Annotated in this window: 21 protein-coding genes; 13 read left to right on the top strand and 8 right to left on the bottom strand. The window is 67.7% G+C overall.

What is annotated here, in order from left to right; all coding sequences use genetic code 11:
* The first annotated feature begins 24 nt into the window (after window positions 1-24).
* The 4 genes from F6W70_RS02010 to F6W70_RS01995 all read left to right on the top strand — a co-directional run bounded on the left by F6W70_RS02010 (window position 25) and on the right by F6W70_RS01995 (window position 3,091).
* Window positions 25-642: a DUF2975 domain-containing protein gene (locus tag F6W70_RS02010; protein WP_151485788.1), complete on the top strand. Its 618-nt coding sequence runs from the start codon at window positions 25-27 to the stop codon at window positions 640-642.
* A complete protein-coding gene (locus F6W70_RS02005; protein WP_151485787.1) occupies window positions 642-1,289 on the top strand; it encodes a hypothetical protein in 648 nt (215 codons plus the stop codon). Before F6W70_RS02010 ends, F6W70_RS02005 begins: the two co-directional genes overlap by 1 nt.
* A complete protein-coding gene (locus F6W70_RS02000; protein WP_151485786.1) occupies window positions 1,286-1,522 on the top strand; it encodes a helix-turn-helix domain-containing protein in 237 nt (78 codons plus the stop codon). Before F6W70_RS02005 ends, F6W70_RS02000 begins: the two co-directional genes overlap by 4 nt.
* A gap of 144 nt (window positions 1,523-1,666) precedes the next feature.
* Window positions 1,667-3,091, top strand: a complete 1,425-nt coding sequence (locus F6W70_RS01995) for a dicarboxylate/amino acid:cation symporter (protein ID WP_318278777.1) — start codon at window positions 1,667-1,669, stop codon at window positions 3,089-3,091.
* An 81-nt stretch (window positions 3,092-3,172) separates the two neighbouring features.
* Here F6W70_RS01995 and F6W70_RS01990 read toward each other — a convergent pair whose 3' ends face one another.
* Complete coding sequence (locus tag F6W70_RS01990) at window positions 3,173-4,903, bottom strand: cation:proton antiporter (protein ID WP_151485785.1); 1,731 nt, start codon at window positions 4,901-4,903, stop codon at window positions 3,173-3,175.
* 53 nt (window positions 4,904-4,956) lie between these two features.
* Between F6W70_RS01990 and F6W70_RS01985 the strand changes: the two genes are divergently transcribed.
* The gene (locus tag F6W70_RS01985; protein WP_200942446.1) at window positions 4,957-6,003 is read left to right on the top strand and encodes an LLM class flavin-dependent oxidoreductase; all 1,047 of its coding nucleotides are present in this window, start codon (window positions 4,957-4,959) and stop codon (window positions 6,001-6,003) included.
* Between the two features lie 125 nt (window positions 6,004-6,128).
* A complete protein-coding gene (locus tag F6W70_RS01980; protein ID WP_017829430.1) occupies window positions 6,129-6,338 on the top strand; it encodes a hypothetical protein in 210 nt (69 codons plus the stop codon).
* Between the two features lie 45 nt (window positions 6,339-6,383).
* Here the strand turns inward: F6W70_RS01980 and pheA are convergent, their stop codons facing one another.
* Window positions 6,384-7,334, bottom strand: a complete 951-nt coding sequence (gene pheA, locus F6W70_RS01975; RefSeq protein WP_017829431.1) for a prephenate dehydratase — start codon at window positions 7,332-7,334, stop codon at window positions 6,384-6,386.
* Between the two features lie 79 nt (window positions 7,335-7,413).
* On the opposite strand from pheA, the gene pgm reads away from it, so the two are divergent.
* Window positions 7,414-9,057, top strand: coding sequence for a phosphoglucomutase (alpha-D-glucose-1,6-bisphosphate-dependent) (gene pgm / locus F6W70_RS01970; protein ID WP_151485784.1), 1,644 nt, complete (start codon window positions 7,414-7,416; stop codon window positions 9,055-9,057).
* Between the two features lie 64 nt (window positions 9,058-9,121).
* Here the strand turns inward: pgm and F6W70_RS01965 are convergent, their stop codons facing one another.
* Together F6W70_RS01965 and F6W70_RS01960 are read right to left on the bottom strand one after the other, a co-directional pair.
* Window positions 9,122-10,228 (bottom strand): glycerate kinase, encoded by a 1,107-nt coding sequence (locus F6W70_RS01965; RefSeq protein WP_151485783.1) that lies wholly within the window; start codon window positions 10,226-10,228, stop codon window positions 9,122-9,124.
* Window positions 10,225-11,187 carry a LacI family DNA-binding transcriptional regulator gene (locus F6W70_RS01960; protein ID WP_170287884.1) on the bottom strand — a complete coding sequence of 321 codons (963 nt, stop codon included), beginning with the start codon at window positions 11,185-11,187 and terminating at the stop codon, window positions 10,225-10,227. Before F6W70_RS01960 ends, F6W70_RS01965 begins: the two co-directional genes overlap by 4 nt.
* A gap of 165 nt (window positions 11,188-11,352) precedes the next feature.
* On the opposite strand from F6W70_RS01960, the gene galT reads away from it, so the two are divergent.
* The 3 genes from galT to galE are packed head-to-tail and all read left to right on the top strand — an operon-like array spanning window position 11,353 to window position 14,773.
* Window positions 11,353-12,555: a galactose-1-phosphate uridylyltransferase gene (gene galT / locus F6W70_RS01955; RefSeq protein ID WP_127483038.1), complete on the top strand. Its 1,203-nt coding sequence runs from the start codon at window positions 11,353-11,355 to the stop codon at window positions 12,553-12,555.
* Window positions 12,552-13,742, top strand: coding sequence for a galactokinase (galK, locus tag F6W70_RS01950; RefSeq protein ID WP_055874480.1), 1,191 nt, complete (start codon window positions 12,552-12,554; stop codon window positions 13,740-13,742). Before galT ends, galK begins: the two co-directional genes overlap by 4 nt.
* Before the next feature lie 50 nt (window positions 13,743-13,792).
* A complete protein-coding gene (gene galE / locus F6W70_RS01945) occupies window positions 13,793-14,773 on the top strand; it encodes a UDP-glucose 4-epimerase GalE (RefSeq protein WP_151485781.1) in 981 nt (326 codons plus the stop codon).
* A gap of 3 nt (window positions 14,774-14,776) precedes the next feature.
* Here the strand turns inward: galE and F6W70_RS01940 are convergent, their stop codons facing one another.
* From F6W70_RS01940 to F6W70_RS01925, 4 genes are all read right to left on the bottom strand, one after another.
* Window positions 14,777-16,102, bottom strand: a complete 1,326-nt coding sequence (locus F6W70_RS01940; protein ID WP_127483040.1) for an MFS transporter — start codon at window positions 16,100-16,102, stop codon at window positions 14,777-14,779.
* Complete coding sequence (locus F6W70_RS01935; RefSeq protein ID WP_151485780.1) at window positions 16,099-17,028, bottom strand: polysaccharide deacetylase family protein; 930 nt, start codon at window positions 17,026-17,028, stop codon at window positions 16,099-16,101. The genes F6W70_RS01940 and F6W70_RS01935 overlap by 4 nt, the downstream gene beginning before the upstream one ends.
* Before the next feature lie 49 nt (window positions 17,029-17,077).
* Window positions 17,078-18,226 carry an ROK family transcriptional regulator gene (locus tag F6W70_RS01930; protein ID WP_151485779.1) on the bottom strand — a complete coding sequence of 383 codons (1,149 nt, stop codon included), beginning with the start codon at window positions 18,224-18,226 and terminating at the stop codon, window positions 17,078-17,080.
* A 130-nt stretch (window positions 18,227-18,356) separates the two neighbouring features.
* A protein-coding gene (locus F6W70_RS01925; RefSeq protein ID WP_373695311.1) for an IS3 family transposase occupies window positions 18,357-19,507 on the bottom strand; the annotation gives its coding sequence in 2 pieces (ribosomal slippage) (window positions 18,357-19,228 and window positions 19,228-19,507; 1,152 coding nt in all).
* A 1,739-nt stretch (window positions 19,508-21,246) separates the two neighbouring features.
* Here F6W70_RS01925 and F6W70_RS01915 point away from each other — a divergent pair.
* The 3 genes from F6W70_RS01915 to F6W70_RS01905 all read left to right on the top strand — a co-directional run bounded on the left by F6W70_RS01915 (window position 21,247) and on the right by F6W70_RS01905 (window position 25,439).
* Window positions 21,247-22,161, top strand: a complete 915-nt coding sequence (locus F6W70_RS01915; protein ID WP_151485777.1) for a hypothetical protein — start codon at window positions 21,247-21,249, stop codon at window positions 22,159-22,161.
* Between the two features lie 64 nt (window positions 22,162-22,225).
* Entirely contained in the window at window positions 22,226-23,500 is a 1,275-nt protein-coding gene (locus tag F6W70_RS01910; RefSeq protein WP_141388340.1) for a peptidoglycan-binding domain-containing protein, read from the top strand.
* Between the two features lies 1 nt (window position 23,501).
* Window positions 23,502-25,439 (top strand): ABC transporter ATP-binding protein/permease, encoded by a 1,938-nt coding sequence (locus F6W70_RS01905; RefSeq protein WP_229779072.1) that lies wholly within the window; start codon window positions 23,502-23,504, stop codon window positions 25,437-25,439.
* Window position 25,440: the final 1 nt, after the last annotated feature.

Here is a 25,440-nt window from a genome sequence, read left to right as displayed (position 1 = left end):
AACGATCATCGATAAGGAGCGATCATGACCTCGACGAAACAGGGCACGCTGTCCCGCGGCGACGCCGCTGCACTCATCGCCTTCTGCATCGCCGGCGTGGCGATCGCGGCGTACATCACGGTCTTCTCGATCATCCGCATCGTCACCCTGCTCAGCGGCACGATGATCCCGGTGATGGTCGAGTTCATGGATCAGCCGATCGAGGCTCCGCTCGGCGCAGGTGGTGCGAACATCACCCTCGAACTGGACAGGGCGATCCTCACCGCCCCGACCCTGCCGGGGATCGCGATCGGCGCGGGCGTCATCGGACAGCTCGCCCAGATCGTCGCGATCATCGTCGTGATCGGATGCCTGATGCTGCTGGCGCGCAGCATCCTGAGCGGCACGGTGTTCAGCCGACGCAACACGCGACTCGTGATGGTCGCCGGCATCGTCGGCCTGCTCGGCTTCGCGGCCGTGCGGTTCTTCGACAACATGCTGGCCAACGCCGCCGTCTCCGCGGTCACCGAGAACGCTGTCGACAATGCGGTGATCAGCATCGAGCCGTTCACCTTCATCCTGGCCGCGTTCATCATCTCGGTCATCGGCACCACGTTCGTGATCGGCGATCGACTGCAGCGCGAGACGGAAGGATTGGTCTGATGACCATGACGAAGACGACTTCCCCGGCCACCCGCTCCGAGACCGCGGACGCCATAACCGTGATCCTCTACGCGGCTGCGGCGCTCGTCACCGTCGCATTCGCCACGATCCTGCGCGTCGCCGGCACCTTCCGCGAAACGGGGATCGCCTGGACGGTCCCCATCGACCAGCAGCCGATCTCCGCCACGACCGACTCCGGCGCCATCTCGATCGAGGGGTTCGCGGACGAGGCGATGGTCATCGCCGACGGGGTGAACGCGGCCTCGGTCACGGCCATCATCGCCGCCATCGCGCTGTGGGCTCTCGCGGCCGTCGCGGTCATCGCGGCGGTGACGCTGGTCGCCTGGAACTTCCTGCGCGGACGCTTCTTCGTCCGTCCGAACGCGCGAGCCTTCGATGTGATCGGCTGGACGCTCGTCGGCGCTCCGATCCTGATCGTGATGCTCGAGACGATGGGCCGCAACGGCGTCACCTCCGCTCTCGGCATCGGCGACGGGGAACCGGTGCATCCGATCGAGTTCTGGAGCGTCGCGCCGATCTTCGCCACCGGGGTGACGGTGGGCCTGATCGCGGTGGCGTTCCGCCGCGGCATCCGGCTGCAGAACGAGAAGCTCGCGCTCGAGAAGGAAACGGAAGGACTGGTATGACCCCGGCCGAGAGCGACGACGAGTTCACCGGCATCCACTGCCGACTCGACGAGCTGCTCGCCGAGCGGGGCATGACGCTCACGGAGCTGAGCGCCGCGGTGGGGGTGAGCATCGTGAATCTGTCGGTGCTGAAGAACGACCGGGCCCGCGCCATCCGCTACTCGACCTTGCGGGCGATCTGCGAGGCGCTCGAGTGCGAGGTCGGCGACCTGCTGGTGCTCGCGCCGCGCTGACGGGGAACCCCCGCCGGCCCCACCGAACGGATCCCGGCTCGCGCGTCATCCTTCGTCATATCCACCCAGGGAATTCTCAGGCAGCCATAGCGTTGGGCCACATGGCGCGTACTCGGCGCGCCGCGATTCTGGAGTCCCCACCTCATGAGCACCACCGCACGCGCCCAGAAGGCGCCTGACACCCGCGGGCCGGTCCGGAAGCTGCTGACCTCGTTCGGCTTCCAGATCCTCGCAGCCCTCGTCCTCGGCATCGCCGCCGGTCTGATCGGCCGCCAGCTCGGCGCCACCGCCGAGAACCCGACAGGGCTGTCGGCCACGCTCGACACCATCGGCAACTCGTACGTGACGCTGCTGCGCGCCGCCGTCGTGCCGCTGATCTTCACGGCCATCGTCGCCAGCATCTCGAACCTGCGCCGTGTGCAGAACGCCGCGCGCCTCGCCGGCCAGACGATCCTGTGGTTCGCGATCACCGCGTTCATCGCCGTCATCATCGGCATCGTCCTCGGCCTCGTGATCCAGCCCGGCAACCGCGCCGGCGAAGGCCTCGAGCCCGGTGACCCGTACACCGTGGGCACCTGGTGGAACTTCCTGCTGGGCCTCATCCCGCAGAACTTCCTCGGCCTCACCGTCAACACCTCGCCCGGTGCTGCCGAGGGGACCTTCTCGTCGAGCGTCGGCTTCAACATCCTGCAGGTGATCGTGGTCGCCGCCGTCGTCGGCATCGCCGCGCTCAAGGCCGGCAAGAAGGCCGAGCCGTTCCTCGTCTTCACCGAGTCGCTGCTCAAGGTCATCCAGCGCGTGCTGTGGTGGATCATCCGCATCGCCCCGCTCGGCACGTTCGGCCTCATCGGCTCGGCCGTGATCAAGTACGGCTGGGAGAAGCTGGCCTCCCTCGGCTGGTTCGCCGCGGCGGTCTACATCGGGCTCGCGCTCGTGCTGTTCGTGGTCTACCCGATCCTGGTGCGCACCCACGGCCTGTCGATCAAGCAGTACTTCTCGGGCGTGTGGCCCGCGGTGCAGCTGGCCTTCGTCAGCCGCTCCTCGATCGGAACGCTGCCCCTCACCGAGCGCGTCACCGAGCGCAACCTCGGCGTGCCCCGCTCCTACGCGTCGTTCGCCGTGCCTCTGGGCGCCACCACCAAGATGGACGGCTGCGCCGCGATCTACCCGGCCATCGCCGCGATCTTCGTCGCGCAGTTCTTCGGCATCGAGCTGAACTTCGTGCAGTACCTGCTGATCGTGATCGTCTCGGTCGTCGGCTCCGCTGCCACCGCCGGCACCACCGGTGCCGTGGTGATGCTCACGCTGACGCTGTCGACCCTGGGCCTGCCGCTCGAGGGCGTGGGACTGCTGCTCGCGATCGACCCGATCCTCGACATGGGCCGCACCGCGGTCAACGTGGCGGGCCAGGCGCTGATCCCGACGATCGTCGCCAAGCGCGAGGGCATCCTGAACGAAGACCTCTACAACGCGCCGCGCGAGGGGCTGCCCTTCGCCGACGACTCCGGTGACGACGACGCCCCCGAGGCGGATGCGTCCACCGACAAGGAGCCGGTCAGCGCCCGCTGACCTCACCCCGCGACGCCAGAGCGCCTCGTCCCTTCATGGGGCGAGGCGCTCTGCCGTTCAAGGATTCAAGGGTGCGGGGATTCAGGCCCGACTCTGCTGGCGGGTGGCTCCACGGGTGTCGAGCGCGAGCTCCTCGGCATCCATCGCGGCGATCAGCTCGCGCATGACCTCTTCGTCGAGGTTGCCCGCATCCCGCTCGGCGAGGAGGATCTCACGACGCACCTGCAGCCAGCCCTTCGACAGCGCAACGAGGTCTTCATACGAAGGCCGGCTCGCGGCGTCCTCCACCTTCTGCGCCTCATCGGTGTCCCTCTCGACCCGGGTCATGCGCTTGGTGAAGGCGTCGAAGACGCTGAGATCGACCTCGCCGTACTTGCCCTCCCACTCGATACGCTTCTCGGCGAGGTACTTCTTCCCGGCCTCGCGGCTCTTCGCGCGGACCTCGGCGAGGGCTGCCTCATCCTCCTCCTCATCCACGTCGCTGGCGATGCCGAGACTGCGGATCAGCATCGGCAGCGTCAGCCCCTGGATCAGCAGCGTGCCCACCGTGACGATGAACGCCACCACGACGATCGCGTGCGAGGCCTCGGTGTCGAGGGTCGCGAGGTCGGCGGCCGCCACCGCGATCGCCAGCGTCACCACTCCGCGCATTCCCGCCCAGGAGATGACGGCGCTGTCCTTCCAGGTGAGCTGGAGCCCTGCCATCTGCTCGCGCACGATGTGACTGCGCAGTTCGTCGGCGGTGTACTTCGCCCAGCGCCTGGACCTGCGGTGCCGCTTGTCGAACTCCCCGGATTCGACACCGCGATCCCAGCGTTCGAGACGTTTGCGATCCTGGAAGTTCGACCACGCACTCGTCGGGTAGATGAAGAGGGGCCGCACGATGACGACGACGAGCAGAACCGCCCCGGAGAGCAGCAGGATCTGCCCGACCGATTCACTCCCGAGGTCGCTGAGCACGCGCGGGAACTGGAGGCCGATGTACGCGAACACGAAGCTCTCCAGCAGCAGATCGGCCGAGAGCCACAGCGGCTTCTCCTGCTGACGCGTCGTGTAGTCGGTGCGCGGCGAGTTGTAGCCGACGTAGAGCCCCATCGCCACGACGGCGAGCACTCCCGATCCGAGCAGATGCTCGGCGATCGCGTAGGCCCCGAACGGCGCGAGGAGCCCGAACGTGCCGATCACGACCGGATCGCTGATGCGCATGCGCAGCTGGTGCAGGACGATGCCGAACACGAGGCCGACGGCCACGCCGACGCCGACCGCGAGGAGGAACTGCCCGATGCCGCCCAGCACGGAGACGGTGGCGCCCGCGAGGATCGCGGCGAAGACCCGATACAGCGTGAGCGAGGTCGCATCGTTGATCAGGCTCTCTCCTGAGAGCACCGTCATGATGCGGCGGGGTAGCCCGAGTCGGCGGCCGATCGCCGCGGCGGACACCGCGTCCGGCGGGGCCACGATCGCACCGAGGAGCAGCGCGCCGGGAAGGGTGAGGGAGGGCAGGATCCACCACGCGACGAAACCGACGGCGAGTGCCGTGAGCAGCACCAGCCAGATGCCGAGGCGGCGGATCTGCGGCAGGCTCCGTTTGAATCCGACGAACGACACGTCCAGCGCCGCCGAGTACAGCAGCGGCGGCAGCACCAGGCTGAGGAGGAGGTGCCCGTCGATGTCGAGTTCCGGCACGAACGGCAGGAAGGATGCGGCGAGCGCCACGACCGTCACGAGCAGCGGTGCCGGCCATCCGCGCCAGCGCGCGAACGCGGCGACGGCGACCGACCCGACGAGGACGTAGAAGATGCCTGCTTCCATGCCCCCACGGTAGCGGGGGAATGGAGCCGCACAGGCCCGCGTTGTGGTCCATGATGTCCGATACAGCTCTCTCCGTCCTCGACCTCGTTCCGGTCCGCACCGGCCAGACCAGCGCCGAGGCCATCGCCGCCTCGCTCGCCCTCACGGAGACCGCCGAGCGCCTCGGCTATCGCCGCTACTGGTTCGCCGAGCACCACAACATGCCCTCGGTGGCATCCACCACTCCTCCCGTGCTGATCGCCGCTGCGGCCACCCGCACCTCGCGTCTGCGCCTGGGCTCTGGCGGCGTGATGCTGCCCAACCACGCACCGCTCATCGTGGCCGAGCAGTTCGCCGCCCTCGAGGCGATCGCGCCAGGACGCATCGATCTGGGCCTCGGCCGTGCACCGGGCAGCGATCCGGTGATCACGCAGCTGCTGCGCGGCTCCGGAACCACCAGCGACGTGGAGCAGTTCCCGCGTCATGTGCAGGACATCGCCGCACTGCTCTCGGGCGACGGCGCCACCGTGCGCTTCACCTCCGGCGGCGAGTACACGGTGCGTGCGACACCGGCCGCGACCGGCACCCCCGAGGTGTGGCTGCTCGGGTCGAGCGACTACTCCGCGCAGCTCGCTGCCTCGCACGGACTGCCCTACGTCTTCGCGAACCACTTCTCGGGGCAGGGTCTCGAGCGCGCGCTGGATCTCTACCGCACCGGCTACCGCCCGAGCGAGGAGCACCCGGAGCCGCGCACGTTCCTGACCGTGAACGCCGTCGCCGCCCCCACGCAGGAGGAGGCGGAGGCCCGCGCACTCCCCCAGCTGCGGATGATGGCGCGCCTGCGCCTGAACCAGCCCCTCGCCGCCCTCGAGACCGTCGAGCAGGCGGCGGCCGCCGTGACTGACGCCGCGACCGACGAGGTCGTGCAGGCCGCCCGCTCGCGGTGGTTCGTCGGCACGGGCGAGAGCGTCGCGGCCGAGGTGCGCGCCTTCGCCGACCGCTACGGCGTCGACGAGGTCATGCTCTCTCCTGTCGCGGGTGCCTACGACGCCGAGCCGAACGATGTCCCGACCGGCCGCGCGCAGACGCTGGAGCTCATCGCCGCCGCCCTGCACCGCTGATGTCGAGCGCCTGTCAACCCCTGGCATTCCCCGCGGCACAGGCGTAGCGTCACGAACAGTGCCGTCGACAGGGGCGCGGCGCCTTCGGCGAACGCACTCTCGGCAGCAGCAGAAGGAGTTCGACGATGAGCACGACCAAGACTCTCGCCCTCTGGGTCGCCTACGGCCGCAACGGCGTCGTCGGCAGCATCCGCCACGACGAAGACGGCTACACGGTCACGATGGTCGGATCCGACGCGGCCACGGGCACGTACCCGAGCCTCGCCTCGGCGAAGGGTGCCCTGCACTCCCATATGGCCCCTGGCAGCGACTGGCCGCGTTTCCAGGAGCACTGAGACACGCGACGCCCCGGCCGCACCGGGCGGCGGGGGCGGGCGGCGTCAGGCCTCCGGCTCGCCGGAGAGGATGCCGCGCAACCAATCGCGCGCCTCGACGAACACGTCGTCGGAGTAGCGGTCCGGGTACTGCACGATCTGCCGGTCCGCGCGCGGATACGAGCCGAGGAAGACGACACGCGGGCTGAAGCGGCGGATGCCGAGCAGCGCGTCGGCCATGCGCTCGTGCTCGATGTGGCCGTCGGCGTCGATCACGAACCGATAGCGGCCGAGTTCGTCACCGATGGGCCGCGACTCGATGAGCGACAGGTTGATGCCGCGGGTGGAGAACTGCTCGAGCATCTCGAGGAGCGAACCCGGGTGGTCGTGCGGGAGCTCGACGATCAGGGAGGTCTTGTCGGCGCCGGTCGGCTCGGGCGAGCGGGTCGTGCGGGTGACCAGGACGAAGCGGGTCACGGCCTGCGCGTTGTCGCCGATGCCCTCTGCCAGGACGTCTACGTCGTAGTGATTCACGATGCCGGGGGCGGCGATCGCGGCTTGCGCTGCCAGCGTGCCGTCGAGGACGCCGATCGCGGAGGCGACGTTGCTCGATGCGGGCACGTGCGAGTGCGACGGCAGGTTCGCGCCGAGCCAGCCATGGCACTGGGCGTAGGCCACCGGATGCGCCGCGATCACCTCGACCTGATCGAGGGTCGTCCCCCGAGGGGCCACCAGCACGAAGTTCACCCGCACCAGGTACTCGCCGATGATGCGGAGCCCTGGGAGCGTCGCGAGAGCATCCTGCGTGGTGGAGACGCCGCCCTCGATCGAGTTCTCGATCGCGATCATCGCGGCGTCGCTGCGGCCCTCGAGCACGTCGGCGAGAGCCTCACCCACGTTGTGCACGGGGCGCCAGTCCTGGCCGCGGGCCTCGGCCACCTGATCGAGCGCCGCCTCCGTGAAGGTTCCGGCAGGGCCGAGATAGCTGTAGGTGCGGCGTTCAGTCACGGGTTTCACCTTAGCCCTCGGCGGGCCGACCGCTCTTCCTGGTGACTTCTCGGATGCGATCGGGCCGATCAGGGGGCAGACTGAGGGGATGACCAGCCGTGCCGGCCTCCCCGCGGAGGAAAGTGACCTGATCGACGTCGATGAACTGATCGCCGCCTACTACGACCGCACACCGAACCCCGAGGTCGCGGCCGAACGGGTCGTCTTCGGCACCAGCGGCCATCGCGGATCCTCGCTGTCGAACAGCTTCAACGAGAACCACATCCTCGCCACGACGCAGGCGATCGTGGACTACCGCGATGCGCAGGGCATCACCGGTCCGCTCTTCCTCGGCCGCGACACCCACGCGCTGTCGCTTCCCGCCGAGCGCAGTGCGATCGAGGTGCTGCTCGCGAACGGCATCGACGTGCGCGTCGACTCCCGCGACTCGTGGGTGCCCACGCCGGCGCTCAGCCACGCGATCCTCACGTACAACCGCGGCAAGGCGGGCGACGACCCGAGTCGCGCAGACGGGATCGTCGTCACCCCCTCGCACAACCCCCCGCGCGACGGCGGCTTCAAGTACAACCCGCCGCACGGCGGACCCGCCGACACCGACGCCACGGGCTGGATCGCCGACCGCGCGAATGCCCTCATCGCCGCCGGCCTCGAGGGTGTGAAGCTGGAGCGCTTCGCCGACATCGACTGGGATTCCCTCACCGGCTACGACTTCCGCGACGCGTACGTGCGCGACCTGCCGTCGATCATCGACATCGACGCCATCCGCTCGGCCGGTGTCAGCATCGGCGCCGACCCGCTCGGTGGAGCCTCCGTCGAGTACTGGGCGCTGATCGCGGAGATGCACGACCTCGACCTCACGGTCGTGAACCCCGAGGTCGACCCGACCTGGCGCTTCATGACTCTGGACTGGGACGAGAAGATCCGGATGGATCCGTCGTCGCCTTCCGCGATGGCCTCGCTGGTGGCGAAGAAGGGCTCCTACGACGTCCTCACCGGCAACGACGCCGACGCCGACCGGCACGGCATCGTGACCCCGGACGCCGGGCTGATGAACCCGAACCACTATCTCGCCGTCGCCATCGACTACCTCTTCTCGCACCGCGAGGGCTGGCCGCGCGACGCCGCGATCGGCAAGACGCTGGTGTCGTCGATGATCATCGACCGCGTGGCCGAATCGCTCGGCCGGCGCCTGCTGGAGGTGCCGGTCGGATTCAAGTGGTTCGTCCCCGGACTCCTCGACGGGTCGGTCGCGTTCGGCGGCGAGGAGTCGGCCGGCGCCTCGTTCCTCCGCAAGGACGGCTCGGTCTGGTCGACCGACAAGGACGGCATCCTGCTGTGCCTGCTGGCCGCCGAGATCATCGCCGTCACCGGCAAGACCCCGTCGGAGCGGTATCGCGAGCTGGAGACCGCTTTCGGAGCCTCGGCCTATCAGCGCGTCGACGCACCGGCCACGCCGGAGCAGAAGGCCACCCTCGGCAAGCTCGCCCCCGAAGCCGTGACGGCGACCACGCTCGCCGGTGAGGACATCACCGCGAAGCTCTCGCATGCGCCCGGCAACGGCGCGGCGATCGGCGGGCTCAAGGTGCAGACGGAGCACGCCTGGTTCGCCGCCCGCCCGTCCGGTACCGAAGACGTGTACAAGCTCTACGCCGAGAGCCTGCGCGGCCCTGAGCACCTCGCCGAGGTGCAGGCCGAGGCCCGTGCCGTGGTGTCGGCCGCGCTGGGCGGCTGACCCCTCCCGCGCAGCGAGCGACGACTCCGGCCGCGCGTGGCCGGGGTCTCCGGCAGGAGCGGGATCAGACCACGGTGCGCGCCAAGGCGGCTCCCGCTTCGCGCAGCCAGCGCCCCGGTTCGGCGAGCGCCGCCTCCGATGAGCCGGCGAGCGCGGTGAGGGAAGCGCACGCGGCGAACGGTGCGGTGTCGGCGTCGTCGGTGATGCGCCCGGCGGCGAGCATCGCACGGGCACCCGCCGCTGCGGCGAGCCCGGCGAGGAACGAGGGTGCCTTGCCGTCGCCCGACTGCCCGTCGTACGACCCCTCCCCCGTGATGACGACATCGGCGTCGGCGATCGCGCCGGCGAGGTCGATGAGCGCGGCCACCTCTGCGGCGCCGGGAGCGAGCACGCCACCCCACGCCGCGAACGCGGCTCCCGTGCCTCCTGCCGCTCCGTGGCCCTGACCGGCAGGGTCGATGTGCAACAGGTCGGCGAGGCGACGCAGGCCGTCGTCGACGAGAGCGATGTCCTCGGCCGCGCGCAGCCCCTTCTGGGGGCCGAACACCGCGGCAGCACCGCGCGGACCGGTGAGCGGATTGGTGACGTCGGTGAGGACGCGCACCTCGGGGGCCGCGCGCAAGGCGCTCAGATCGACGGAGGCGATGTCGTCGAGACCGCGCGCGCCCCGTGCGACAGGTGCACCCGCGGCGTCGAGGAAGCGGGCGCCGAGCGCGGTGAGCATCCCCGTGCCCCCATCGGTGGACGCACTGGAGCCGATGCCGACGACGAGTCGCGAGACACCGTGGTCGAGGGCGGCGGCCACGGCTTGTCCGAGACCGGTGGTGTCGGCGTCCCACGGGCGCAACTCGTGCAGCAGCTCGATGCCGGAGGTCGAACCCAGATCGACCACGGCCGTGCCCGCCGGGGCGCTCTCCGTCGGGGGCAGCAGCAGCCAGCAGGTGTCGACCCTCTGCCCCGCCGGACCATCGACCGTGAGCGGCATCCGCACGGCGCCGGGCACGGCCGCTTCGAACGCGGCCATGCTGCCCTCTCCGCCGTCCGCCATCGGCCGATGCACGAACTCGGCGGTCGGATCGACCGATGCCCAGCCGTCGGCGAGGGCGGCCGCGGCATCGACTGCCGTGATGGTGCCCTTGAAGCTGTCGGGGGCCAGCAGGACCCTGGTCACCGCACGCTCTCCGCGGTGCTGGCACGCTCGAGGAGATCGGTCGGGATGACGGCGGCGCCCTCTGCCTCCGGCATACCCTCGATCGCATCGACCAGCGCAGAGACCGCGCGCTGTGCGAGCGCGGTGAAGTCCTGACGGATCGTGGTCAGCGGTGGCCGGTAGTTCGCCGCCTCCGGCACATCGTCGAAGCCGATCACGCTGACATCATCCGGGACCCGGCGACCCGACTCGGAGACGGCCCGCAGAAGACCGAGCGCCATCTGGTCGTTGGCGCAGAAGACGGCAGTGGCCGAGGCCAGTTCTCGACCAGCCGCGTACCCGGAGTCGGCGCTCCAGTCGCCGCGGACGACGGCGGGCGGACGGATGCCGGCAGCGGCGAGGGTCTCGCGCCACCCTCGTTCGCGCTCGACGGCGGCGAAGGAGTCGGCAGGACCGGCGAGGAGGTGCACGGTGGTGTGCCCGAGGCCGAGGAGTCGACGCGTGGCGGCGGCGGCCCCGCCCGCGTGGTCGCTGTGCACCGAGGTGAACCCGGCGCCGGTCGGTGCGTCGACGACCACGAGCCGCAGTCCCGTGGGGCGCTGAGCGGCGGAGACCAGGGCCGATGCCTCGTTCAGCACGATCGCGCCGTCGACCTCCTGCTCCGCGAGTCGATCGAAGGCCTCGGCGACCCCGTGAGCGGCGGTCACGAGGGTGAGCGCGTAGCCGCGTTCGGCCGCCGCTTCGGCCGTCGCCTGCAGCATCCGCGAGTTGCCGACGGTCGCCAGGGTGGTGACCACGAGTCCGATCGTCTGCGAGCGACCGGTGCGCAGGGCTCGCGCTGCGCGGTGCGGACGATAGCCGAGTGCGGTCATCGCCTGCTCCACGCGAGCGCGGGTGTCGGGGTCGACCCGCGAGCTGCCGTTGACGACGCGCGAGACGGTCTGCCCCGAGACGCCCGCGCGGGCGGCGACCATGGCCATCGACACGCGACCGGACGCCGGACGCCTCCGGCGGGAGACAGATTCCTCGACACGGTCGCGTCCGCTCTCGCCCACCCGCATCCTCCGTCTCGACACTCCGGCAGACCGCTGGTGCGCGACTCCGGCATGTTGACGTTATCACGGCTCTGTGCGTACCATGTTTACGTGAACACGCCCGAACTTCCTGAGTTGCGCACCGACACCCTCGGCGCCGGCGTCGTCCGACGCGCCACCACCCTCGCCGACGGCCGCGACCTCATCTACTACGACGACCCCGGCACCGCGCTCGGACCCGATCGAGCCATCGACGCGCGCGTTCTCGACCCCCGCCCTGACACCGCGACGATGCGCCTCGACGTGCTCACCGGCGACTGGATCACCGTCGCCGCGAACCGGCAGAACCGCGTGATGATGCCCGGCGCCGACGCCGACCCGCTCGCGCCGCAGACTCCGGGCAATCCGTCGGAAGTGCCCTCGCGCTACGACGTCGCGGTGTTCGAGAACCGCTCGCCCGCGTTCGGGCCCGCCCTCGCGGAAGCAGTGGGCACCGCACCCGTGGCATCCAACGCGCCCCGCGGACTCGACGATCTCGCAGCCCTCGGCCTCGGCCGCACACGCACCTCGGTCGGACGCTGCGAGGTCGTCTGCTTCAGCCCCGAGCACGCGGGGTCCTTCGGCACGCAGTCCGTCACCCGCGCCCGCACCGTCATCGAGGCCTGGGCCGACCGCACGGCGGCGCTGTCGACGCTGCCCGGCATCGAGCAGATCTTCCCGTTCGAGAACCGTGGTGAGGCGATCGGCGTCACCCTGCCCCACCCGCACGGTCAGATCTACGCGTACCCGTACGTCACTCCGCGCACGACCCGCGTGCTGGAGTCGATCGATCGCACGGCCCCCGACCTGTTCCAGCACATCCTCGAGTCCGAGCAGGCGTCCGAGCGCGTGGTGTTCCGCGGCGAGCACTGGACCGCCTTCGTGCCGTTCGCCGCGCGCTGGCCGCTCGAGGTGCACCTGATGCCGCACCGCCACGTGCCCGACCTCGCCGAGACCACCCAGGCGGAGCGCGACGAGCTCGCCCCGCTGTACCTGCGGCTGCTGCGCGGTGTCGACGCGCTCTACGACTCCCCGACCCCCTACATCGCGGCCTGGCACCAGGCACCCGTGCACGTCGGTCGCGACACCGTGCGCCTGCACCTGCAGCTGACGAGCCCCCGCCGCGCCGCCGACAAGCTGAAGTTCCTCGCCGGCTCCGAGGCCGCGATGTGGGCATGGGCAGCCGAGGTGCCGCCCGAGGTCGGAGCCGCGCGACTTCGCGAGGCGATCGAACGCGCCTCGCACGACCAGACCGACCCCGGAGCATCCGTATGACCGCCGCCCACGACGCCCGCACCCTCTTCACCCGGCTCACCGGCCGCGAACCCGATGGGCTCTGGTCGGCACCGGGACGCGTGAACCTCATCGGCGAGCACACCGACTACAACGACGGGTTCGTCCTGCCGTTCGCCATCCCGCAACGCACGGTCGCCGCGGTCGGCCGGCGCGACGACGACCGCGGTCGCGTCCTGGTCGGCTCCACCTTCGCGGACGAGCCGGTCGAGGTCGCCCTCGACGAACTCGACCGCCTGTTCCCCACCGCACCCGGCTCGCATCCGGCAGTCCCGGAATGGGCCGCCTATCCGCTCGGGGTCGCCTGGGCGCTGCGTCAGGCCGCGGTGGAGGCCGGCCCGTTCAGCGGACTCGACATCGCGATCGCCTCCGATGTGCCGGTGGGAGCGGGGCTCTCGTCGTCCGCCGCGATCGAAGGGGCCACGGCTTCCGCTCTGAACGAGCTGTGGGGCACCGGGCTCGACGGCACGACCCTCGCCCGCATCGGACGACGTGCCGAGAACGAGGCCGTCGGCGCTCCCACCGGGATCATGGATCAGATGGCGTCGATGCTCGGCCGCCCCGACACTGCGATCTTCCTCGACTGCCGGTCGCTGGAGACCCAGCTCGTACCTCTCGCCGTCGCCGAAGCCGGACTCGCCATCCTCGTGATCGACACACGGGTCAAGCACGCGCACTCCACGGGCGGCTACCGCGAACGCCGGGCCTCGTGCGAGCTCGGTGCGTCGATCATGGGGGTTTCCGCGCTGCGCGACGTGTCGATCGACGACCTGCCGCGCGCCCAGGAGCTGATGGACGACGTCACCTTCCGGCGCGTACGCCACATCGTCACCGAGAACCAGCGCGTGCTCGACACGGTGCGAGTGCTGCGCGAACAGGGTGTGCGCGCGATCGGCGATCTCCTGCTCGCCTCGCACGCATCGATGCGCGACGACTTCGAGATCTCGACCCCCGAACTCGACACCGCGGTCGACACCGCGCTGGCGGCCGGCGCCCTGGGCGCACGGATGACGGGCGGCGGATTCGGCGGAGCCGCGATCGCACTGATCGAGCAGGATGCCGTCGAGGCGGTCGCGGATGCCGTGAACGCGGCCTTCGCGGCCTCCCGGTTCGCGGCCCCCCTGCTGTTCACGGTGACCCCGTCTGCCGGGCCCCGCCGCGACGCCTGACAGAATGACCCATCGAGCCACGACGACGTCGTGGCGGGAGAGGAAACGCAATGTCCTGGATCGTCACCGGCGGCGCCGGATACATCGGCGCCCACGTGGTGCGCGCCCTCGCCGATGCCGGGCTCACCCCGGTCGTGCTGGATGACCTGTCCAGCGGCGTCGCATCGTTCGTGCCCGAGGGGGTGGCGTTCGTGCAGGGCAGCATCCTGGACCGCGAACTCGTCGAGAAGACGCTGCGCGATCACGACGCCGCGGGGGTGATCCACGTCGCCGGATTCAAGTACGCCGGCGTCTCGGTGCAGCGCCCTCTGCACACCTATGCGCAGAACGTCGAGGGCACGCGCGTGGTCCTGGAGGCCATGGAGGCCGCTGGCGTCTCGAACATCGTCTTCTCGTCGTCCGCCGCGGTGTTCGGGACCCCCGACGCCGCGCTCGTCGTCGAGGACACGCCCAAGAAGCCTGCGAGCCCCTACGGCGAATCGAAGCTGATCGGCGAGTGGCTGCTGCGCGACCAGGGCATCGCCACGGCCGACTCCGAGCGGCCGCTGCGTCACACGTCGCTGCGGTACTTCAATGTGGTGGGCTCCGCCGACCCGACGGTCTACGACGTCAGCCCGCACAACCTCTTCCCGATCGTGTTCGAGGCGCTGCTCGCGGGCACGACCCCCAAAATCTTCGGCGACGACTACGCCACCGAAGACGGGACGAACGTGCGCGACTACGTGCACGTCGGCGATATCGCGGCAGCCCACGTCGCCGCAGCCCAGCGCCTCTCCGACGGACGTCCGATCGAAGCCGCCTACAACCTCGGCTCCGGCGACGGACTCAGCGTGAAGCAGATCATGGACGCCGTCGCCCGCGTCACCGGCATCGACTTCACCCCCGAGATCGGACCGCGGCGGCCGGGCGACCCCGACCGCATCGTGGCGACGGGCGAGCTCGCAGCGCGCGACCTCGACTGGACCATGCGGTACTCGGTCGACGAGATGGTGCGCACGGGGTGGGAGGCGCGCCAGGCTGCTCGTCCGTAGCGGTCAGAGGTCGCGGGACCTGATCGGATAGAGCCAGAAGCAGAACCAGGCGAGCGCGGTGAACCCGAGCGGGATCACCGCGAGCATCAGCCGGATACCGCCGTCGACGCTCTCGGGCTGTGCGTCGCCGAGAGCGGCGTCGAAGCCGGATGCCGTCAGCACCACCGCGGCGACGATCGCCTGCAGCACGACCGAGCCGCGCACCACGAAGCCGTTCACTCCGAAGTAGGCGCCTTCCCGACGATGACCTGTGCGCGCGGCATCCTCGTCGATGATCTGCGCGAGCACGACCTCGAGCAGCTGCAGCAGGCCGCCGATGCCCACGCCGACCGCCACACCGACCAGAACCGCACCGGGCACGTCTGCCGCCACGAGGTAGCCGAGCATGGCCGCGCCGAAGACCGCGACGCTCCACAGCAGCGCGGTGCGGGGGGAGGTGCGGCGGACGACCGCGCTCCACAACACGATCGAGGGGATCGCGGTGACGAAGATCACCCCGAGCAGCAGGCTGCCCTCTCCCTCCGGTGCGCGCAGGGAGTACCTGACGTAGAAGGGGACCGCCGCCAGGATCACGGCGATCGAGGTCTGTACGAACAGCGACCCGAGCACGTAGGGGACGAACGCGCGGTTGCGGAAGGTGTACGTCAGCTGGTCGCCCCAGCGCATGGCCTCCGATGCCGCCTCCGGAACCCGCCGCTCGATCATCCCCCCGAAGAACGACCACACGAGCAGCACCAGGCAGACGGCGCCGAGCACCAGGGCCATGCCCGGCCAGCCGAGCGCGCTGTACAGCGCCGGCGCACCGGCTGTTCCGAGGACCATGCCGAGGATCGCGAAGATTTGTCGTGGCACGTTGCCGCGGGCGCGCTCCTCGGTGGTGCGGAAGATCTCGGGGAACAGGGCGGAGATGTTCAGCACCACGACCACGAAGGCCACGTCGTACACGGCGACGACGACGAGGAACCAGATGATGAGGCCGCTCACGGGGAGCTCTGGTGGCATCCACACCAGCGCGAACGCGACGACGAGCGGCACGATACCCACGCCGATCCAGGGGATGCGCCGGCCCCACGGTGTGCGCAGCCGGTCGGACACCGTGCCCACGACGGGGTTCAGCACCGCGTTCAGGATGCCGTGGGCGATCATCGCGACCGCCACCCACCCGGCGGGGACGGCGAGGTGAGAGACGTAGAAGTAGACGACGAAGGCCGAGAAGGTCTGCGCCATGAGCTGCGTCGGGAAGCCGGAGGCTCCGAACGCGATCGTCTGCGCTCTGGTCGGCGCCGCGTCCAGACGTCGGTCGCGCACCCGCTCGCTCAGCGACGTCACCGGGCGTCTCCCCTTTGCAGGTCGCGCAGGTCGCGCCAGCCGATGCGCACGAGCGCCTCGTCCTCGATCGCCTGCAGCACGGCCGGATCGCCCAGCAGTCGCAGCTCGTAGCCGCGCTTCGCCGCACTGAAGTCGACAGCCGCGCGGAGCTCGTCGTCGTCGACCATCGGATGCAGGTAGATCTCGGTGACTCCGGCCGGCACCGCTCGCAGCAGCGCGATGAAGCCGTCGCGCATCTGCTCGTACGTCTCCTCATCCCGTGTACCCTCGCGCAGGAGCTTGAACGGGTGCGACCACAGCCGGTCGATGATCTCGACGCCGGCTGCATCGGCGGCTGCCGCGGCAGCGTCGAGCTGGGCCTGCAGCGCGGAATCCTCGCCGACCCCGTCCATGCTGCGCGGCAGCCGGAACGGGAGACCGTGTCGTGCGGCGAGCTCGAACACCGGGCGGAGAAAGCCTCGGCCGGTCACGAGCCCGTAGACCGAGCCCATGTGATTGTCGAGGTGCGTCACGTCGACACCGGCGTCGAGCGCGGTCTGCAACTGGGCGGCGAGTTCGGCGGCGACATCGTCATCGGTGGCGTTCTGCTCGACGGACAGCACGTCGGTCGGGAAGAAGCCCGCGGCGTCGACGAGGCTCGTGGCGGTACCGGTCAGCGGGCGCCACCGGTAGCGGGCCCATTCGCTGGTGAGAACGAGGTGCACGCCGACGTCGAGGTCAGTGCGGGAGGCCGCGAAGGCGAGCGCTGCCGGTGACCACGAGCACGGGACCATCACGGTCGTCGAGTCGATGCGTCCGGCTGTGAGCAGGTCGATGATGGCGGTGTTGGCCGCATGGCACATGCCGAAATCATCCGCATTGAGGATGATCGCCCGCGCACCGGGCGCGAGACCGAGTCGATCGGCGAGGTCGGAAGGTGCGGTCATCGAGGATCCTGTCGGGTGATTCGAGCGGCGGTGCTCGGACGGGTGGTGTTCAACGGCCAGCCTGGGAGGCGGGCGTGAGGATGCGGGTGAAGAGTTCGCCTCGGAGCGCAACGGCCGCTTCGTTGACGGCGCCGACCAGCGGAGCCTCCGGACCGAAGGAGGAGACGAGGAACCGCAGGGGAAGCTGCGCCTCGTACTCGCCGGCGATCCGCACGATCGCGGCGACGAGTGCCGGATGAGCTGCTTCGCCGCTGAGGATGAATGCTTCCGGATCGAGCACCAGCCCCACGCTGCCGGCCACGAGAACGATGCGTCGAGCGATCTCGGACACGATCCGTAACGCCGCAGCGTCTCCGCGGACGGCCGCCTCCAGATGATCGGCGAAAGATGCCCCGGGATCGCGGCCGGCGCCGAGGGCCAGGTCGCCCACGACCGCGTCGCCCACGAGGGGCGCACCGATCGGGATGGGCGTCTGCGGCAGGTACATGACTTCGCCGGCGACGCCGGAGAAGCCGCGGTGCAGCGCGCCGTCGATCACGATGCCGGCCCCGAGCCCGTCGTCGAGGAGCAGCAGCGCGAAGCTGGCCAGGACCGCTCCTTCTCCAGCGGTGAGCTCGGCGAGGGCTGCGAGATTCACATCGTTCTCGATGCGCACAGGACAGTCGAGGGCGGTCGACAGCGCCGCACGGAATGCGCCGCCGTCGGGGCCGAGGTCGTCGCGGATGCCGCCGTCGGCCGTGACGATGCCGGGCACTCCGACGACCGCCAGGTGAACGGCGCCCTTCGCCGCTTTCACCGTGCGGCGACACCGCTCGACGAGGGAGACGATGTGGGTCACGCGATCTTCGGCCTCGGTGAACGGGGCGTGCTCCTCCGCCCGCACGGTTCCGCCGGCGTCGACGAGCACGACGTGGGCGGCATGGTGATCGACGTGCACGGCGACGGCGAATCCGAGGCGCGGATGCAGGGCGACCCGTCCGGCGGCGGGGCCTCTCGTGTCCCGGTCGAGGCCTGCCGACGCGACGGCTCCGGCGTTCTCGAGCATCCGCAGCACCTGCGTGACCGCGGTGCGTGACAGACCAGTGGCGGACATCAGCTCCGAGCGGGTCTGCGGCCCGCTGCGAGCGAGCGCCTCCAGGATCGCGCGGCCGTTGAGCGTGCGCAGCAGGCCCTGCGGTCCCGCGAGTGGTCTGGACATCTGTTCCCTGGGTTGCCTGTCTGGTTTTCGTGTACCGCGCCAGGTGTCGTTCCGACGCGATGCCGACACGGAGCCGGGCGCAACGCCCGGACTGCTGACGGTTTGGTTGACTCGTCTTGTTTGGGGTTTTTCACGCCGCGTGAGCGGCCGGTGTGTTGATTATCTCGAACTCAATGGGCGTGAGCCTTCCGAGTCGTCGTTGTCGCCTGCGGCGGTGGTAGGTTCGCTCGATCCAGGTCACGATCTCGAGGCGGAGTTCTTGTCTCGAGTGCCACCTCTTCTTGTTGAGGACGTTCTTCTGCAGCAGCGCGAAGAACGACTCCATCGCTGCGTTGTCCGCGCATGCACCGACGCGGCCCATCGATCCGGTGATCCCGCTCTGGCGGAGCAGCTCGACGAACTTCCGCGACCGGAACTGCGATCCGCGGTCCGAGTGCAGGGTCGTTCCGGTGGGCTCTCGCAGCGCGACGGCGTTGCGAAGCGCGGCGACTGCCAGCTCAGCCGTCATTCGCGAATCGAGCGAGTAGCCCACAATTCGGTTCGAGTGGACGTCTTTGATCGCCCAGAGATACAGCTTGCCCTCGTCGGTCCAATGTTCGGTGATGTCGGTGAGCCAGAGTTGGTCCGGCCTTGTCGCGGTGAAGTCGCGGAGCACAAAATCGTCATGCACCGGTGGTCCCGCTTTTCGGTTCAGGCCGCGCTTCTTCGAAATCACCGACCAGAGCTTCTGTTCCGAGCACAGCCGCCACACGCGCCGCTCGGACGCTGCCAGCCCGGCCTCCGCTTCGATCTCGTCGGCGATGAACCGATACCCGAACGCCGGGTCGTCGCGGTGAAGATCGACGGCCGCGTTTGTGAGGTGAGCGTTGTCCCCGTCGCGTTGCGAGACGGGGTTCGCACGCCACTGGAAGAATGCTTGCTTGCTGAAGCCCAGCACCCGGCAGGTCACCGCGACCGGAATTCGGTCAGCGGCCAGTTCGCGGACCAGCGGGAACATCATTTAGGGAGTGACGCCTGCGACAGATAGGCGGCCGCTCGGCGGAGGATCTCGTTCTCTTGCTCGAGCAACCGGATGCGTTTGCGGGCTTCGCGCAGCTCGGTCGCGTCGGCCTGGGTCACACCGGGCTTGATGCCGTCTTCGACGTCCGCGATCTTGAGCCACCGTTGCAGACACGACTCGGAGACACCGAAGTCTTTCGCGATCCGGCTGATCGGGGCGTCGCCCCGACGCGCGACCGCGATGACGTCGTTCCGGAACTCTTTGGGGAGTGCTTTCGGCACGTTGACCATCCTTCCGTGAGAACCGAAATCGTCACAGCGTTGGAGTCAACCAAACCGTCAGCAGTCCCTTCCTCATGTCGTCGTGACAGCGGTAGTAACCGTAATCCTTGCGGCAGGCTCCATCTATGGAGCCGTGGTTGGCAGCTTTGGCTCTCATGGTCAGCAGCGGTGGTGGCGTTCTTCGCCATCGCAGCAGGCACTTGGATGAGCACACGCCGGACGGCTTCCGACTAGGCCGTGCTGCTAAAGGAGCTCAAGGTTTAGGGTTTGCGCCGCCCGGGCGTCGTCGTTCAAGAGCCAGCCGGACAATGTGACTCATTTGTCCCAGCTTCTCCTCGGCGGCGCGGATGCTGATCTCGACTCCCTCGAGTTCACCGAGACAACATCGAGCTCCTCTGCGACGGACACCTCGACGAGGTGACTCGTGATGCCGAGCACGATGCCTGGGCGTGACGCTCGTGAGCTAGCAAAGACAGTAGGCCGTACGTGGTCGGTTCGTGGATCACGAGGACAGGTGATGCCCGGCGCTAAGGAGTTGACACCGGCGACGTCATTGGTGCCCCGTGCTGTTCGTCTCCGACAGCATCGAACCGGTGCTAGAGGGGAACGTTGTCCGAGACTTGCCACCGGAGGTGATGAGCTCGTCGCCGACAGTTCGGCCCATCAGGGCGTCGTTCAACATCCGGGGGAGGAACCTCCGAGATTGTTGTTGCGACACCTGGCTCGGAATCCGGCTCAGAAGCAGTCCAGGGTGCCGCCACTCCAACTAAGACCGCCGTAGCGACTATGCCAAGGGGGCAACAAGACTGCTCGTAGTTTCGTGTTCTTCCTCTCGCGGTCTACACCATTGATCTTGAGCTTCAGGAAAGATCCTCAACAATGGGGTTTACCCGCTCGGGCAACGTACCGTTGGGGGCTTCTGTGTTGTAGGCCGTTCGGGGGACAAGATTGCTGACGGCCGAAACGGATGGATCGAAAATCAGTGTAGGACCGAACCCGGGACGCTGTCTGTCCCCCTTTCGGCCTATAGACGAAAGTATCTATCGTCGGCTGCAGGTGGAGAGAAAACGAGTCGCAGACGGCACGCGTCTGCGACTCCGCCCAGCCCGAGTGTGTGAGAGATAGATTGGACGTCGACGGGCCAGTGCCACCAGTCCAGACCTACTATGCTCAGCTGCGAAGATCCTGAGCTGAAATCCATCTAATAAAATCGACTTGACAAACCCTGATAAATCTGAGGAGACTCACTTGAGACGGTCGTCTCGATTTGTTCCAATCGTTCTTCGGGGGTTGAGTATGTCTTCAAAACAAGCGCGCTACGGGTCTTGGCGGAAGAGAGTGGCAGGCGCGTTGTTCGCACTGGCGCTTTCTGGTGCAGGGGTCTTCGCGCTCGCGGCGCCTGCGTCGGCTGCGCCAGCTGATTGCGGTTTGGGCTATCACTGTAGCTATTCTGGTTATAACTACGGCAACGACGCCTGGCAGCAGCCTTCCACGCATAAGTTTCTGAATTGCGCTGACAATATGGCCATTGGTTGGAGGACGTACAATAACGTCGCATCATCCGCATTCAACAATGGCCGCACCCAAGTGTCGTACCTGTACCCGGGCCAGACGAAGACAGGCACTCCTATCTCGTTCGCCGTGGGAAGAGGGACTACGGATCTCGGATCTCGGAGCTTCAACGACACTGCTGAGTCGGGGTACTTCGATACGACGCGGGCAAGCGCTGGTGGGGCTCTATGCCTGTGATCAGCTTGGGCAAGTGCGGCCGCTCTTACGGGGCGGCCGCACTTGCGGTGATCCTCTCTATAGGCGTCGTTGGCTGCTCGGGGCCCGACGAAACCGAGGCCACGAACAAGAATCGCGCCGCGTGGGCAATGCCCCTGGACGAGTTCCATGTGTACCCCGTAGCGCTCGACAACTATGCCGAACAACTCCTCATCGCAGACTGCCTTACTTCCCAAGGTTATGAATGGCCGGTTCCATGGCAGGACACAGAGTTTCCGTTAGCCGAAGACTTCAACTCGGTTGGATTGCGTCTGTTCACGCCAGAATTAGCGAAAAAATGGGGATACCATTTCGCGACGCCGGTCCACGAAGAGAGCGTGAATTTGTGGGGAGAGTTCATAGCTACAACGGAGTCCTATTTCCCGAACGTGGAATTGGACACTGCGCTTCTTGACTGTAGGAATGAGGTGCGCGAGCAGGATGAGGATTCCTTTGTCAATTTCGATGGGGTCAACTATCTTGCGGGGCTGGCTATGCAGGCCGAGCAAGTCGCGCTACAGGACGAGTCCGTCGTGGAGGCGACCGCTAAGTGGCGTGAGTGCTTGGAACCGCAATTGCCCTTCACGCTTCCGAAGGTTCTGGACCCGTGGACAGAGATGCCTCCCTCGGCTGTTGGTCAGGAATGGGGGATCGGCACGGGGGGGACTCCGGCGCCCTCCGTGGAGGAACTCGCTGCCGCCGTTGCCGACGCGGAATGTCGCGAGACTAGTGGGCTGAGCGCTGCCAAGTATGAGAAGACCTGGGAGGAGCAGCAGAGGCTCGTCACGGAGAACCGGGACAAACTAGACCGGATACGTTCGGAAGCCACCGAGAGGAAATCGAAGTTGCTGACGATTGTGGCGGAGAACGCGCCAGCAGCCCCGTAGCCCCCGCGTCACTAGGCGGTAGTTTGGTTGCGGCGACCTAGCGATCAGAAAGCAAGAGGGATCGATGACCGAACCGACTGTGCCCGAAAAGTCCAGACGATCTCGTTGGATTGTTGTGCTCGTTGTGGTGTTGGTGGGGTCGATCATCTGCGCAGGTTTCTGGTTCGCCGCGCAGTTCCAGTCATCGGCGCAGCAGGAAGCGAATGCCAAAGCCCCCGCGGCCGGTCCTGTCTTTGCGGAGGTGACACAGGGTTCGCTCGTGGGAGAGGTGAGTTTTACCGGTCTGGCAGGCCCCTCAGCGCAGACTCCAGTCACGGTGCTTCCCGTTCCGGATGCGTCACTCGCAGTGGTTACCGGGCATCCGCTGCAGGTGGGGGCGGCCGTTTCAGCTGGACAGGTGCTTACCGAGGTCAATGGGCGTCCGCTGTTCGGCGTGCAATCCCCCTTCTCCTTTTACCGCGACATGGGCATCGGGGACCACGGGCCGGACGTCGAAGCGTTACAGAACGCGCTGTTGGCGCGGTCATACGAGGTCGTGCCCGATGGACGCTTTGGTAGTGCGACGGCTGCGGCGGTCAAGCGCTGGTACCAGGACAGTGGGTATGAGGCTCCTACTCGTAGTGCGCCGGCGGTGGAGAAAACCGATCCGGTGGAGGGCGACAGGCCTGCGGAGAGCAGCACGGAGACGCCGGCCACGAAGACGCCGGCTGCCGAGGGGTATGTTCCTGTCGCCGAGATTCTGGCGATGCCCAGCGCATCCGCACAGATCGTTCGAGGCTTGCTTGTCGGACAGAGGCTGGCGGTCGAGGGCCAACCCGATTTCATACTCGGGTCGGCGGATGTCGTCATCACGATCACAGTACCTGCCGCCGATCTTGGCGACGTCGTCGCAGGAGACGCGGCCACGATCTCCATCGACGGCGTCACCGTGGAAGGCACCGTGGGAGATATTGGTTTCCCAGGCTCAACTGGAGCCACCGAGGCCTCGGAAGATTCACCCCCTGGTGGGTCGTCAGGCGAAGAAGGGGCGACCGGTGGAGCAGAAGCCGGGGTGTCTGAGGTCACCTTCACCGTCGTCCCTCAGACCGCGCTGCCTGTGTCGACTGGCCGGGCGCGGGTGACCGTGATTCAGCAAGTCGTGGCGCAGGATGCGTTGATTGTCCCGATAGTCGCGGTGTCAGATCGGGGGCCCGGCAAGAACATTCTGACGAAGCAGCAGGATGATGGGACGCTCGTCGAGGTTCCTGTTACCGTTCTAGGTACCTTGCAGGGTGAGGTCGCCGTCGAGTCGGTAAAAGAAGGTGCCCTCGAAGTCGGCGACAAGGTTCGAGTTGGTTGACGTGGCATTGATTCGGCTGCGGGGAGTGCGTCGAACCTACTCTTCCCCAGGCAGTCCTGATGTCGAGGCGCTGCGCGGTATCGACCTCGACATAACCCAGGGCGAGTTCGTCGCCGTCGTCGGGCCTTCGGGTGGGGGCAAGACCACCTTGATGAACATTCTGGGTCTGCTCGATGATGCGACGTCTGGAACCTACGTTCTCGACGGCGGGGATACTCGGGCCAGCGATGGTCGCCGTTCCTCGAGCGTACGCGCTCGCACGATTGGCTTCATATTCCAGGCCTTCCACCTGCTTGAGGGCAGACCGGCCGCGCACAGCGTCGAATTGAATCTGTTGTACCGGGGAATGCGACGCGCGGAGCGCCGTGAGAAAGTCCGACGCGCAATTGACTCGGTTGGCCTCAGCGACCGCGCATTTCAGAGCACGTCGACGCTATCCGGCGGGCAGCGGCAGCGTATTGCCATCGCCCGAGCCATCGCCGGCGACGCGAAACTGATCCTCGCCGATGAACCGACCGGGAACCTTGATTCGGCTAACGCGGCTCGAGTCTTGGATGAGCTTCAACGCATCAATCATGAGGGGGCGACAGTCATCGTCGTCACTCATTCCACCGAAGTGGCGGAGCGTGCTCGTCGCGTGATCCACATCGCAGACGGCAAACTTGTCTCGGATGTGCAACAGGTGAGTTCGGGCTCGAATTCGGAGTCGGACTCCGCCGGTCAGTCTCTTCAGGGCTCAGCCAGTTCGCGTTTTCCCCGGGCTCGCGAGGAGGAAGATGCTCAGTCGAAGGGGCGCATTCGGTTCGTCGACATGCTACGCGACGCATGGGCGTCCGTGGTGTCGCGAAAGTTCCAGACGCTAGGGCAGGGTCTAGCTGTCGCTATCGCGGTGGCATTGACAATCACGACCTTGGGGCTCTCCGCATCGGCCAGGGCACAGGTTTCAGCCACTTTCGATGCACATCTCAATCGCGAAGTCTCCGCGCGGTGGTCGACGGGAGTCCCCAACTCCCCCCCGCTTGAGACGATCCCGGAGAGAGTTGAACAACTGAGTGGGGTGGATGCGGCAGCTGCCGTCATCGATCTCCGTGCCAGCACAGTCTCGACCTTCGCCGAATCACGGCAGATCCAACCGCATGTCGCCATCGGACATATCGCCGCCGCCGCACGTCTTTCCATCGACGAGGCGCCATGGCACCGGGGGCCGCTCGAGGCCGGCGAAGCCTATATTGGCGACCTCCTCGCGAAGGATCTGCAACTCAGTAGCATCGACAGTGCGCCGACCATCCTCGTCGATGGGATCTCGTACGTTGTGGCAGGCATCATCACCGAGTCGTCGCGACTCCCCTTGCTGCGAGGCGAAGTCGTCGTCGGACCTCGTGATGACCTCACGGCGGGAGGGCCCATCGATGTGACCATGCTGGCTGTGACGTCTGCCGGCGCAGCACAGCAGGTCGCTAAGCAATTGCCCTCTGCGCTGAACCCGTTCCAGCCTGAGCAGATCGTCGTCGCCGCGCCGACCGATTCTGCTCAGCTGAGAGGACAAGTGGAACAAGGGGTGCAGACAACGCTTATAGCGTTCACGCTACTTGCCCTGATTGTGGCTATCGCCGCTCTCATGAATGCGACGCTCTTGGCCGTCAACGCACGGCGAGGCGAGATTGGCATGCGCAAGGCGCTCGGGGCTCGGGATCGCCAGATCGGGGCGCTCATCACTCTCGAGTCTGCGTACATCGGCTTCGTCGGAGGGGTCGCCGGGCTCCTGCTCGGTATGGCCGCAATTTTAGTGGTGACCGTGACTCAACGATGGGCGCCCGTGTTCGATGTCGTCCTCCTTCCCCTCGCCATCGCCGTTGGCATGATTGTCGGGGCAGGCGGTGGTGGCTTGGCCTCGATCCGTGCGGCGCGTCTTCGCCCCGCAGAGAATCTCCGTAGCTGAG

Origin of the sequence: Microbacterium maritypicum, from assembly GCF_008868125.1 — a bacterium.
GTDB lineage: Bacteria > Actinomycetota > Actinomycetes > Actinomycetales > Microbacteriaceae > Microbacterium > Microbacterium maritypicum.
Note: the sequence above shows the minus strand (reverse complement) of the source record. Positions and strands in the feature narration are given on the sequence as shown.

Bases quoted from the DNA above. Each gene is read 5' to 3' on its own strand.
- F6W70_RS02010 (WP_151485788.1), top strand. From the start codon at position 25: ATGACCTCGACGAAACAGGGCACGCTGTCCCGCGGCGACGCCGCTGCA.
- F6W70_RS02005 (WP_151485787.1), top strand. From the start codon at position 642: ATGACCATGACGAAGACGACTTCCCCGGCCACCCGCTCCGAGACCGCG.
- F6W70_RS02000 (WP_151485786.1), top strand. From the start codon at position 1,286: ATGACCCCGGCCGAGAGCGACGACGAGTTCACCGGCATCCACTGCCGA.
- F6W70_RS01995 (WP_318278777.1), top strand. From the start codon at position 1,667: ATGAGCACCACCGCACGCGCCCAGAAGGCGCCTGACACCCGCGGGCCG.
- F6W70_RS01990 (WP_151485785.1), bottom strand. From the start codon at position 4,903: ATGGAAGCAGGCATCTTCTACGTCCTCGTCGGGTCGGTCGCCGTCGCC.
- F6W70_RS01985 (WP_200942446.1), top strand. From the start codon at position 4,957: ATGTCCGATACAGCTCTCTCCGTCCTCGACCTCGTTCCGGTCCGCACC.
- F6W70_RS01980 (WP_017829430.1), top strand. From the start codon at position 6,129: ATGAGCACGACCAAGACTCTCGCCCTCTGGGTCGCCTACGGCCGCAAC.
- pgm (WP_151485784.1), top strand. From the start codon at position 7,414: ATGACCAGCCGTGCCGGCCTCCCCGCGGAGGAAAGTGACCTGATCGAC.
- F6W70_RS01960 (WP_170287884.1), bottom strand. From the start codon at position 11,187: ATGGCCATGGTCGCCGCCCGCGCGGGCGTCTCGGGGCAGACCGTCTCG.
- galK (WP_055874480.1), top strand. From the start codon at position 12,552: ATGACCGCCGCCCACGACGCCCGCACCCTCTTCACCCGGCTCACCGGC.
- galE (WP_151485781.1), top strand. From the start codon at position 13,793: ATGTCCTGGATCGTCACCGGCGGCGCCGGATACATCGGCGCCCACGTG.
- F6W70_RS01935 (WP_151485780.1), bottom strand. From the start codon at position 17,028: ATGACCGCACCTTCCGACCTCGCCGATCGACTCGGTCTCGCGCCCGGT.
- F6W70_RS01930 (WP_151485779.1), bottom strand. From the start codon at position 18,226: ATGTCCAGACCACTCGCGGGACCGCAGGGCCTGCTGCGCACGCTCAAC.
- F6W70_RS01915 (WP_151485777.1), top strand. From the start codon at position 21,247: ATGCCTGTGATCAGCTTGGGCAAGTGCGGCCGCTCTTACGGGGCGGCC.
- F6W70_RS01910 (WP_141388340.1), top strand. From the start codon at position 22,226: ATGACCGAACCGACTGTGCCCGAAAAGTCCAGACGATCTCGTTGGATT.